Consider the following 11,863-nt stretch of genomic DNA (forward strand, 5'->3'; position numbering starts at 1 on the left):
CATGGGTGAGGCGATTGTCATAACCTCTGGAAAAGGAGGAGTTGGAAAAACGACCACATCAGCGAATCTAGGTACAGCTCTTGCATTGCAAGGGAAGAAAGTTTGTCTTATAGATACTGATATTGGACTTAGAAACTTGGACGTTGTATTAGGTCTTGAAAATCGTATCATATATGATTTAGTAGACGTAGTAGAAGGAAGATGTAAGATCCATCAAGCATTAGTAAAAGATAAACGCTTTGATGATAAACTATTTCTTCTCCCTGCTGCACAAACGAGTGATAAATCAGCGGTAAATCCGGAACAAATGAAGCAACTGGTTAGTGAACTGAAACAGGAGTATGATTATATCATTATCGATTGTCCTGCTGGAATTGAGCAAGGATACAAAAACGCGGTTGCTGGGGCGGAGAAAGCTATTGTTGTTACAACCCCGGAAGTTTCAGCAGTTCGCGATGCTGATAGAATTATTGGATTACTAGAAAAAGAGGAGCATATAGATCCTCCTAAATTAGTCATTAATCGAATTCGGAACCATATGATGTCAAATGGCGATATGTTGGATATTGATGAAATAACCACACATTTATCAATTGATTTAATTGGAATTGTGATGGATGACGATGAGGTAATCCGTTCGTCTAATCAAGGTGAACCAATTGCATTAAATCCGAATAGCAAGGCCTCCATTGCCTATCGGAATATTGCCAGAAGGATCTTAGGAGAATCGGTTCCGCTTCAACCAATTGGAGATAGCAAAACAGGTGTATTTTCTAAAATCAAAAAGCTTTTCGGAGTTAAATAATTTAAAAAGAAATTGACTTATTGTCAGTTTCTTTTTTTTGGTGCGCCCAGCATGGGTGCAGTCTATAGGGTGAAAGTCCCGAACTGTGAAGGCAGAAGTAGCAGTAGCTAAACGCAAGGGTGTCTGTGGTGACGCAGAATCTGAAGGAAGCGGGCGGCAAATCTCCGGTCTGAGGGACACGAACTTCATATAAGGCTAGGTATCATTGGATGAGTTTGCCAAACAAAACGAAGTCCTTTCTGCCAAAGATGATACAGAGTAAATGAAGCAGATAGATGGGGAGAAAGACTGTACTCTTACCTGGGGAGGTCTGGCTGAAATGCCGAGCACACTCGGTAACTTACTTTGTGAAGGGTAATTGAACAGCCAGAAGTCAGCAGAGGTCATAGTACCTGACTAGCTTAAGATGGTTAGGGAAGGACTGAACATTTAAGGAGAATATACACTAGGCGTTCATTGTTTATGATGATACAGACAATCCAATTGGACTTACTTAAAGGAGGAAGTGGTGAATTCCACAGGGGACTTTAAGAGGGTGGAATAAACAATGGCACAAATAGCACGTATATTCACGTGAAAGGATGTATCGAAATGATGGAACGAATACTGTCACGGGACAATCTACTTTCGGCATTGAAACGTGTCGAAAAGAATAAGGGTAGCCATGGAGTAGATGAAATGCCTGTAAAATCCCTACGAGCGCATATTCTACAAAATTGGCAAGAAATCCGAAATTCAATAAAGGACGGAACCTATGAGCCTATGCCAGTCAGACGAGTCGAAATCCCGAAACCAAATGGCGGCGTTCGTTTATTAGGTATTCCTACCGTGACAGACCGTTTTGTCCAACAAGCGATTGCCCAAATATTAACCCCAATCTATGACCCAACCTTTTCCGAACATAGCTATGGGTTTAGACCCAGAAGAAGGGCACATGATGCCGTTAGGGAAGCAAGGCAATATATAGAAGAGGGCTACAGATGGGTAATAGATATGGACTTAGAAAAGTTCTTCGACAAGGTAAATCACGATATGCTTATGGGACTCCTAGCAAAAAGAGTCAAGGATAAGACGATTCTAAAGTTAATTAGAAAATACTTAGAGTCGGGGATTATGATAAACGGTGTGGAAACTATCAGCGAAGAAGGTGTTCCTCAGGGTGGACCATTAAGTCCACTACTTTCCAATATCATGTTAGATGAATTAGATAAGGAACTAGAGGAAAGAGGACACAAATTTGTCCGCTACGCAGATGATTGTAATATTTACGTAAAAACCAAGAAGGCAGGTTTACGCGTCAAGAGTTCTATCACTACTTTCATTGAAAAGAAGCTTAAACTAAAAGTAAATGAAGAGAAAAGTGCGGTGGACAGACCGTGGAAACGAAAGTTTCTTGGATTCAGCTTCACATCAAACCGTAATCCAAAAATCCGTATCGCAAAAGAAAGTATAAAGAGAGCTAAAAGTAGAATAAAAGAACTAACATCAAGGTCAAAACCCATTCCATTGGAATTGCGTATTGAGAAACTAAATGAATACCTTGTTGGTTGGTGCGGATATTTTGCGCTGGCAGACACGCCAACTCCCTTTAAACAACTGGATGAACATATTCGAAGAAGACTCCGAATGTGCCTTTGGAAACAATGGAAACTACCCAAAACAAAAATTAAAAGGCTCATATCCCTTGGCGTTCCAAGAGAGAAGGCCCATGAATGGGGAAATTCTCGTAAGAAATATTGGCGCATTTCGAATAGTCCTATCTTACACACAACACTAAATCTAAAGTTTTGGAGAAATCAAAAGCTTAAAAGTCTGTTAGATAGATACAACCATTTGCGTCATACTTAAGTGAACCGCCGTATACCGAACGGTACGTACGGTGGTGTGAGAGGTCGGGGGTTAGTCACCCCCTCCTACTCGATTGCGCCCGGCATGGGTGTAGTCTCTAGGGTGAAAGTCCCGAACTGTGAAGGCAGAAGTAGCAGTTAGCTTAACGCAAGGGTGTCCGTGGTGACGCGGAATCTGAAGGAAGCGAGCGGCAAACTTCCGGTCTGAGGAACACGAACTTCATACAAGGCTAGGTATCATTGGATGAGTTTGCAATACAAAACAAAGTCCTTTCTGCCGAAGGTGATACAAAGTAAATGAAGCAGATAGATGGAAGGAAAGATTGCACTCTTACCCGGGGAGGTCTGGTTGATACGCCAAGTACACTTGGTAACCTATCTAGTAATGGATAGCTGAACAATCAGAAGTCAGCCGAAGTCGTAGTACTTGGTTTGCTCGAGAGAATCAAGGAAGGACTGAACCATTTTAGGAGAACAAACACTCGGCAAACGGTTCTTTATGTATGAAAGCAGAAAATTCTTACGGAACCTACCTGAAAGGAAGAAATGGTGAATTCCATGGGGGACTTCGGGAGGGCTTAGTAAAGAACCCACTTAATGAGAATGTATTGTTCACGTAGAAAGGATAAATCTCAATGTTAATGGAACGAATGCTGTCACGGGAAAATCTTTTATTGGCATTAAAGCGAGTAGAAAAGAACAAAGGAAGTCATGGAGTAGACAATATGTCCGTAAAAGACCTACGAAGACATATTCTCGAAACGTGGGATACACTTAAAACATCCTTAATGGAGGGTACTTATCAACCTTCTCCTGTCCGTCGGGTTGAAATCCCAAAACCGAACGGTGGAGTAAGGTTATTAGGTATCCCAACCGTGACAGACCGTTTCATCCAACAGGCGATTACTCAGATTTTAACCCCTATCTTCGACCCGACTTTTTCAACACAGAGCTATGGTTTTCGACCAAACAAACGAGGTCATGACGGTGTTAGACAAGCGAAGAAATATATCGAAGAGGGATACCGATGGGTAGTCGACATGGACTTGGAGAAATTCTTTGATAAAGTCAATCATGATAGATTAATGCGGACTCTATCCAAAAGGATTCAAGACAGAACGCTCCTATCACTAATTCGGAAGTATCTACAGTCTGGCATTATGATTAATGGAGTCATAACGAAATCCGAGGAGGGTACGCCCCAAGGTGGACCATTAAGTCCTTTACTCTCCAATATCGTTCTAGATGAACTAGACAAAGAGTTAGAAAAGAGAGGGCACAAGTTTGTCCGATACGCAGATGATTGTAATATCTACGTAAAATCGAGAAGAGCCGGAGAGCGAGTAATGGACTCGATTACTACTTTCATTGAATTTACTCTAAAACTAAAGGTGAATCGAGAAAAGTCAGCTGTAGACAGACCTTGGAAAAGAAAGTTTTTAGGTTTTAGCTTCACATTTCATAAGAAACCGAAGGTGCGGATGTCAAACCAAAGTATTCAACGTGTCAAGAAACGGATACGAGAATTAACTTCAAGGTCAAAACCAATTCCAATGGATTATAGAATAGAGAAGCTGAATCAATATTTGATTGGCTGGTGCGGATATTATGCATTAGCAGATACACCCACTATTTTCAAAGAATTAGACGAATGGATTAGAAGGCGTCTCAGAATGTGCCAATGGAAAGAATGGAAGAAACCAAAAACCAAAGTAAGAAAACTCATTGGATTAGGGATTCCAAAAGAGAAGGCATACGAATGGGGAAACTCTAGAAAGAAATATTGGAGAATAGCCAGAAGCCCAATCCTACAGAAAACCCTCACAAACTCCTATTGGGAGATGCGAGGGCTGAAGAGTCTTTATGTGAGATATTCTCAACTACGTCAGACATAAATGGAACCGCCGTATACGGAACCGTACGTACGGTGGTGTGAGAGGTCGGGGGTTAGTCACCTCCTCCTACTCGATTGTCTAGTTAAAAAAATGTTTACTTCTAGCGTAATCAGCAGATTTCTATGTCACCTCCTGAGGGGAAAATCATGAACACTGTGTTGCTTTTATCTCTAGACTGCGTCTACGAAATCATACGCCGTTGAGCATGGCACATCCTCTCTTGTTTTTGTCATATGAAAGTTGGACAACTCATACATTAGTACAAAATGAAAAAAGGAATAAGGTGATCGGATGGGAAATCGTGCGGATGATATTAGGAAACAAATCGAGAGACGCAAAAAGGAAAAGCCAAAATCAGTAAAAAAACAAACAGGTCCATTGTCCTTGAACCAAAATGAATGGGATGATCATGGGGAAATGATGATATACGAAACGGATCCCCCTACGCAGAAAATTCATCCGCTCTGGAATAAAGAAACATTTTTATTTAAAATTCTTGCATCTGCCCTATTGGTTTTAGCGGTTGCGATTATGTTTAAATCACATGCACCTATTTTTCAGGATGCGAGAAATATTGTAAAACAGGTAATGGAAAAGGAATTTCAATTTGCCACTGTATCGAATTGGTATGAGAAAAAGTTTGGGAAGCCTTTAGCATTTCTGCCTATTCAAAATAACGAAAAACACAAAAACGTCTCTAAGCAGGCATACGACCTTGCCGTTTCTGGACGAGTATTGATTAATTTCTCCTCAGACGGCAGAGGGGTTATGATCGAAACGAAAAATAATGAAGCCGTCAAAGCGATGGATAGTGGAACCATTGTATTTGCCGGAAAAAAAGATGGCTTAGGAAATACGGTTATCGTTCAACACGCCGATAAAACATACACATGGTATGGTAATTTGAAAACAATAAACGTTCGTTCTTATGAACAAGTTGATACCGGAACAAAATTAGGGACAGTTTCAAGTATACAAGATGGTTCGAAGGGTGAGTTTTATTTTGCTATAAAAAAAGGTGACACATTTATTGATCCAATACAGGTGATAAAATTTGAATAATGTGCTCGGATTCATTCAAAAAATTCATATTCATCCACTATTTTGGATTGTGATGGGTGTAGCGGTACTAACAGCAAGATTCAACGAACTGTTAACCCTCTTATTCATTATTTTCATCCATGAAATGGGTCATGGAATGGTGGCATATTTTTTTTCATGGAGAATTAAAAAAATTTCTATCCTTCCTTTCGGGGGAGTAGCGGAAATGGATGAACACGGAAATCGGCCATTGAAAGAAGAATTTTTTGTCATTGCAGCTGGACCGTTGCAACATGTTTGGCTATCCATTGTATTTCTCATTTTATGGAGACAAGGAGTGATATCTAATCATTATTTCCACATGTTTATGGAATTTAATTTGATGATTCTTCTATTTAATCTATTACCTATTTGGCCTTTAGATGGGGGAAAGCTAATGCACTTGGCTATTTCTAGATATATACCATATCTTCATGCCTTTCGATTGAGCATCATAAGTTCCTTTGTATTTTTAATAATATTTCACTTTATTTCTCTTTTACTTTCTCCTTTTAATCTAAATATATGGGTAATTGCGATTTATCTCTATGTATCATTGTGGTTTGAATGGAAACAGTTGCGTTTTGTATTTATACGATTTCTTCTGGAAAGATACTACGGAAAGAAGAATGGAATTAAGGGATTAAAACCTATTATTGTAGATAGTAATGCCTATTTGTATGAAGTGCTGGAACTATTTCAGCGCGGAAGTAAACATCCTTTAGTTGTTACGAAAGAGGGACAGGAACTTGGCAAATTAGATGAAAACGAGATTCTGCATGCTTATTTTGCGGAAAAGCAGGTTACCGCAAGGATTAAGGACATCATGTATATTTATTGAATGGTCTTTAAATAGTGTATAATGTTGAAGAAAACAGTTATATTGAATGGCAAAATTTACGTTTTCTTGGCAGGTGCAAGTAATTGAATGAAATAGTAATTGATTATTTATCTAGAGAGAAGCGTTTTTCAGTAATTGAAAACAATAAGGTTACAAAAATTAGTATCCAACAACCGACTGATCAATCAAAGGTAGGAAATATTTATATAGGAAGAGTTGTGGATGTTAAGGTTGGAATGAATGCTGCTTTTATTGACATCGGCGAGGGGAAAAATGGATATCTTCATAGAGATCAGCTCCCTGCGTATATTCATAGTCATGAAGCGAACAAGGAAAAATTACCGATCTCAAAATATATCCAAGAAGGCAATAAAATTTTGGTACAAGTCAAAAAAGATGAAACGGATATAAAAGGTCCTCTGCTAACAGCAATCATTGAACTTTCTGGTGAACTAATGATCTACATTCCTGATGGCAATTATATTGCAGTATCTAAAAAGGTTGATCAAGCTACAAGAGAAAAATGGCAAACCATTGCGGATACGCATAAAAAAGAACATGAAGGCTTTATTATACGTACAGAAGCTGTTAAGGGCAATGAAAAGGAATGGTCTGGAGAGCTTCAGCTTCTTCGGGAGAGCTATCAAGAAATCGTTCAGGAATCAAAAAATGTTTCCCATCCATCAATTATTTGGAAAAAACCGCTCTTCTTTGAAGAGGTTCTTCATGAACTGGTAAGACTTAAAACAGGAACCGTGAAAGCGGATGATTACGAAATGTTAAATGATTTGCAAGAAAGAGCAAAAAAAATCCCAGGTATAAGGTGGGAATATGTCTTACACCAGCAAAAGCAAAATATTTTTTCCGTCTACCATATCGATGAAGAAGTAGAAAGTGCTTTAAAGAAAATTGTCTGGTTACATAATGGTTCGTATATCATTATTGAAGAAACAGAGGCAATGGTAGTGATTGATGTAAATACGGGAAAATTTACAGGGAGTCAAAATTTACAGGATACTGTATTTAAAACGAATCTATTAGCAGCAGAGGAAATTGGCAGACAAATTTCGCTTAGAAACTACGGTGGGATTATTTTAGTTGATTTTATTGATATGAAAAATAAACATCACCAACAAAAAGTAATCGACGTACTGCAGAAACAATTAAATAAAGATACTAAGTATTCGCGAATTGTTGGGTTTACGGAACTTGGAATATTGCAAATAACCAGGAAAAAAACGAAAAAGTCTTTACCTGAAACTATTCAGATGGCATGTCCGGTTTGTCATGGCAAAGGAAAGGTTCATAGTGCGGAGACCATGGCATTCCGCTTAGAACGGGAGTTATGGGAAAGACCATTCCAAGATCATGAAGCAGTTCTAATCGAAATAACAGAAAATGTTAAAGATATTTTTTGTGGAAAGAAAAATGTTCATTTGGAAAGATTAGAACAAATATTGCATATTAAAATCAACTTTAAAATCATTGATAACCCGACCCCTGTTTATTATATTCGCCAATTTGGCACGAAAGAAGAAATCTTTGCAGGCGAGATAAGCTGTTGACAGGAATCTATCATTATGTTAGGATTTTAATGTTATGTTTGTAGCACCCGTGCTACAACCGCACGATTCAGGTGTTAAGTTTTTGCCATGGTCGCAAAACCCCTGCAATTGGCGAGTCTGAGTAAAGTCGAGGAGGTGCAGGTATGTACGCAATTATTGAAACTGGCGGAAAACAAATCAAAGTTGAAGAAGGCCAAGCGATTTATGTAGAAAAATTGGCTGCTTCTGAAGGTGATTCAGTTACATTTGACAAAGTTCTTTTCGTAGGCGGAGAAAATGTAAAAGTAGGAAGCCCACTTGTTGCTGGCGCTACTGTTACAGCTAAAGTTGAAAAACAAGGACGTCAAAAGAAACTAGTTGTTTTCAAATACAAAGCTAAGAAAAACTATCATAAAAAACAAGGTCACCGTCAACCATACACAAAAGTTGTCATTGAAAAAATCAATGCATAAGGGTGACTGAACATGATTCATGTTCAAATTAAGCGAAATTCTGAGGGATACATTACATCTTTTAAGATGAGTGGTCATGCAGATTTTGCAAATAAAGGCCAAGATATCGTTTGTGCTGGTGCATCGGCAGTATCTTTTGGCTCTATTAATGCGATTATGGAATTAACCGGTGTTAAACCTGTGATTAAACAATCGAATGGTGGATACCTGGAGTGTAAAATTCCAGAAACATTACCTAGTATGACAGCTGAAAAGGTACAGTTATTATTACAAGGTATGGTCGTTTCTTTACAAACGATTCAACAAGATTATGGGAAATATATTAAAATAACCTTCGGGTAGGAGGTGGAACGAATGCTAAGATTAGATCTTCAATTTTTCGCTTCTAAAAAGGGAGTAGGTTCTACTAAGAACGGTCGTGACTCTATCGCGAAACGCCTTGGTGCAAAGCGTGCTGACGGTCAATTTGTTACTGGTGGTTCTATTTTATACCGTCAACGCGGTACAAAAATTTATCCAGGTGAAAACGTTGGACGTGGTGGAGACGATACACTTTTTGCTAAAGTTGACGGTGTAGTACGTTTCGAGCGTATGGGCCGTGACAAGAAAAAAGTGAGCGTTTATCCAGTTGCGAAAGAAGCATAATAAACGTCTTAAAACCCTAATCGTTAAGTCGGTTAGGGTTTTTTATTAGGGTAATAATGAGCAAATTGGCATTTTCGCCTATTGATCCAAATCTCACATCTAATATCTCTCACCTCCCATCTGAAGACAATGCATAACTTCTCCATTTTTGGTATACTAGCAAGAAGTAAAGATATGAAGTAACAAGGGGAGCACTGAAAATGAATAATTGGACGGTTGTTGAAGTGCTGCGTCATGCACGTCATGATTGGATGAACAAATTACAATTAATAAAAGGAAATCTTGCCTTAAATAAAATTGAACATGTGGAACGGTTAATGGAAGAAATGGTATTGGATGCTCGTCAAGAAACGCGCCTCTCTAATTTAAAACTTCCAAAATTTGCGGAAATCCTATTAACTTTTAATTGGGAGAAACATCCCTTTCAAATTGAATATGAAATAATGGATGAATATTGTTCATGGCCGATGGATGATGAAAAGATTTCAAAATGGATTCTAGCTTTTTTTGAAGCTATGGAAAATAGTGTGGAACCATTTGGTGAAAATCATTTGTCAATATCAATTGAGTTAAATGAAAAAAATGTACGATTCTATTTTGATTTTAGCGGAACAATAAAAGATATACATTACATAAACAATTGGCTTTCCGAGCAAAAGGCATTATTAAAAGAGATATTAGTAAAAGAAATTAGCGCTGGGAAATTTATAGCTGAAATAATCGTTTAAGCTTACGCTATGTTATTTGGTGTTAAAACCGCCCCATGTATACCTGTTCACGTATACATAAAAGGCAAAACTAATTGAAAATGTAATAAGTACATAAAAAGGAAGAAAAGGTGGTGCATCTATGTTTGTCGATCAGGTCAAGATTTATGTGAAAGGCGGAGATGGAGGGAACGGAATGGTTGCCTTCCGTCGTGAAAAGTATGTTCCTAAGGGAGGTCCTGCCGGAGGTGACGGAGGCAGAGGCGCTAATGTTATTTTTCAAGTAGAAGAAGGTTTAAGAACATTAATTGATTTTCGTTACCAACGACATTTTAAGGCGAAGCGCGGAGAACATGGTATGTCAAAGGGCCAACATGGCCGCGGTGCAGAAGACATGATAGTAAAGGTTCCGCCGGGCACAGTGGTAATTGATGATGATACGAAGGAAATTATCGCAGACTTAACAGAACATGGACAGCAGGTGATTGTTGCCAAAGGAGGCAGAGGCGGACGCGGAAATACTAGATTCGCAACTCCTGCAAACCCTGCACCGGAAATTGCGGAAAATGGTGAGCCTGGACAGGAAAGATATATTGTATTGGAATTGAAAGTGCTTGCTGATGTTGGATTAGTCGGATTTCCCAGCGTAGGAAAATCAACATTACTATCGATTGTATCAGCGGCAAAGCCAAAAATCGCAGAGTATCATTTTACGACTATAGTACCTAATTTGGGAGTTGTTGAAACGGAAGACGGAAGAAGCTTTGTAATGGCTGATTTGCCAGGTCTCATTGAAGGTGCTCACCAGGGTGTTGGTCTCGGACATCAATTCCTAAGGCATATAGAAAGAACAAGGGTAATTGTTCATGTCATCGATATGTCCGGATTGGAAGGGAGGGACCCATATCAGGATTACCTCACAATTAATCAAGAACTGAAAGAATATAATTTAAGGCTAACCGAAAGACCGCAAATCATTGTAGCAAATAAAATGGATATGCCCGAAGCAGAAGAAAATTTAAAGCAATTTAAAGAGCAGCTTCAAGAAGATTATCCGATATTTCCAATTTCAGCGATAACTCGTCAAGGACTTAGAGATTTGTTATATGCGATCGCGGATTTATTAGAAAATACACCGGAGTTCCCGCTTCATGAAATTCAAGAGGCGGAAGAAGCAGGAGTTCATCGTGTTGTTTACAAACATGAAAAGCAGGAAGATGAGTTTAGGATCACTAGGGATCCTGACGGAGGCTATGTCGTTTCAGGTGAAAAATTAGAAAAGCTATTCAAGATGACGAATTTTAATCATGATGAGTCTGTTAGACGTTTTGCGCGTCAAATGCGATCTATGGGAATTGATGACGCATTAAGAGAACGTGGAGCGGTTAATGGTGATATAGTTCGAATCCTTGATTATGAATTTGAATTTGTTGAGTAAGAACAAATGCGCAAGCGCCTTACTCATCCACTAGCCAATAGGCGTTGGAGCTAGACATAGAAAAAAGGGGTAAAAATACTTATTTTACCCTTGATATAATTCTTCTTCAGGGGGAACTTGTAATGGAGAAAAAAGAGGATTATCAATTTTTTTTAGTTCGAGAAGATGTACTGCCAGAGGCAATGAAAAAAACATTAGATGTAAAGGAACTTCTCGAACGCGGAAAGGTAACTTCTGTCTGGAAAGCTGCACAGGAAGCTGGTTTAAGCAGAAGTGCATTCTATAAATACAAAGATACTGTTTTTCCTTTTCATACAATTGTAAAAGAGAAAATAATCTCATTATTCTTGTATTTAGAAGACCGAAAAGGAACACTCTCAGAGCTATTAGGCATCATTTCTTCACATTCTTGCAATGTCCTGACTATTCACCAAACTATTCCGCTTCAGGGCAGAGCAAATGTCACAATTTCTTTGAATGTTACAGAAATATCAACCAGTTTGGACGAGTTATTAACGAAGCTCAGACGACTAGAATTTGTAGATAAAGTAGAAATCCTCGGTTCTGGCGCATAAGAGGGGATACAAG

12 protein-coding genes and 1 other annotated feature are annotated in these 11,863 nt (G+C 38.7%); all 12 genes read left to right on the top strand.

The genetic code is table 11. The features are described from left to right. Position 1 precedes the first annotated feature (1 nt). Entirely contained in the window at positions 2–805 is an 804-nt protein-coding gene (gene minD / locus NSQ59_RS09480) for a septum site-determining protein MinD (protein WP_055739132.1), read from the top strand. A 591-nt stretch (positions 806–1,396) separates the two neighbouring features. After that, a complete protein-coding gene (gene ltrA / locus NSQ59_RS09485) occupies positions 1,397–2,653 on the top strand; it encodes a group II intron reverse transcriptase/maturase (RefSeq protein ID WP_340828527.1) in 1,257 nt (418 codons plus the stop codon). Positions 2,654–3,287: 634 nt separating this feature from the next. Further along, on the top strand, positions 3,288–4,547 hold the full coding sequence (ltrA, locus tag NSQ59_RS09490) for a group II intron reverse transcriptase/maturase (protein WP_055737770.1): 1,260 nt from the start codon (positions 3,288–3,290) through the stop codon (positions 4,545–4,547). 291 nt (positions 4,548–4,838) lie between these two features. Further along, positions 4,839–5,609, top strand: coding sequence for a M23 family metallopeptidase (locus NSQ59_RS09495; protein ID WP_340830876.1), 771 nt, complete (start codon positions 4,839–4,841; stop codon positions 5,607–5,609). Beyond that, the gene (locus tag NSQ59_RS09500; RefSeq protein ID WP_340830877.1) at positions 5,602–6,468 is read left to right on the top strand and encodes a M50 family metallopeptidase; all 867 of its coding nucleotides are present in this window, start codon (positions 5,602–5,604) and stop codon (positions 6,466–6,468) included. Before NSQ59_RS09495 ends, NSQ59_RS09500 begins: the two co-directional genes overlap by 8 nt. An 83-nt stretch (positions 6,469–6,551) precedes the next feature. Further along, positions 6,552–8,033, top strand: a complete 1,482-nt coding sequence (locus NSQ59_RS09505) for an Rne/Rng family ribonuclease (RefSeq protein ID WP_055739135.1) — start codon at positions 6,552–6,554, stop codon at positions 8,031–8,033. Between the two features lie 46 nt (positions 8,034–8,079). Then, positions 8,080–8,162 (top strand) — a sequence feature (ribosomal protein L21 leader region). 14 nt (positions 8,163–8,176) lie between these two features. Next, complete coding sequence (rplU, locus tag NSQ59_RS09510) at positions 8,177–8,485, top strand: 50S ribosomal protein L21 (RefSeq protein ID WP_055739136.1); 309 nt, start codon at positions 8,177–8,179, stop codon at positions 8,483–8,485. A gap of 12 nt (positions 8,486–8,497) precedes the next feature. Beyond that, positions 8,498–8,827 (top strand): ribosomal-processing cysteine protease Prp, encoded by a 330-nt coding sequence (locus NSQ59_RS09515; protein ID WP_055739137.1) that lies wholly within the window; start codon positions 8,498–8,500, stop codon positions 8,825–8,827. Between the two features lie 12 nt (positions 8,828–8,839). Further along, complete coding sequence (gene rpmA / locus NSQ59_RS09520) at positions 8,840–9,130, top strand: 50S ribosomal protein L27 (RefSeq protein ID WP_055739138.1); 291 nt, start codon at positions 8,840–8,842, stop codon at positions 9,128–9,130. A gap of 200 nt (positions 9,131–9,330) precedes the next feature. After that, entirely contained in the window at positions 9,331–9,858 is a 528-nt protein-coding gene (locus NSQ59_RS09525) for a sporulation initiation phosphotransferase B (RefSeq protein ID WP_126647956.1), read from the top strand. Positions 9,859–9,979: 121 nt separating this feature from the next. Beyond that, a complete protein-coding gene (gene obgE / locus NSQ59_RS09530) occupies positions 9,980–11,275 on the top strand; it encodes a GTPase ObgE (protein ID WP_055739140.1) in 1,296 nt (431 codons plus the stop codon). Positions 11,276–11,397: 122 nt separating this feature from the next. Beyond that, on the top strand, positions 11,398–11,850 hold the full coding sequence (locus tag NSQ59_RS09535; protein ID WP_055739141.1) for an ACT domain-containing protein: 453 nt from the start codon (positions 11,398–11,400) through the stop codon (positions 11,848–11,850). Positions 11,851–11,863 lie beyond the last annotated feature (13 nt).

The sequence above is a fragment of the Margalitia sp. FSL K6-0131 genome, from assembly GCF_038008735.1.
Taxonomy (GTDB): Bacteria; Bacillota; Bacilli; order Bacillales; family Bacillaceae_C; genus Margalitia; species Margalitia shackletonii.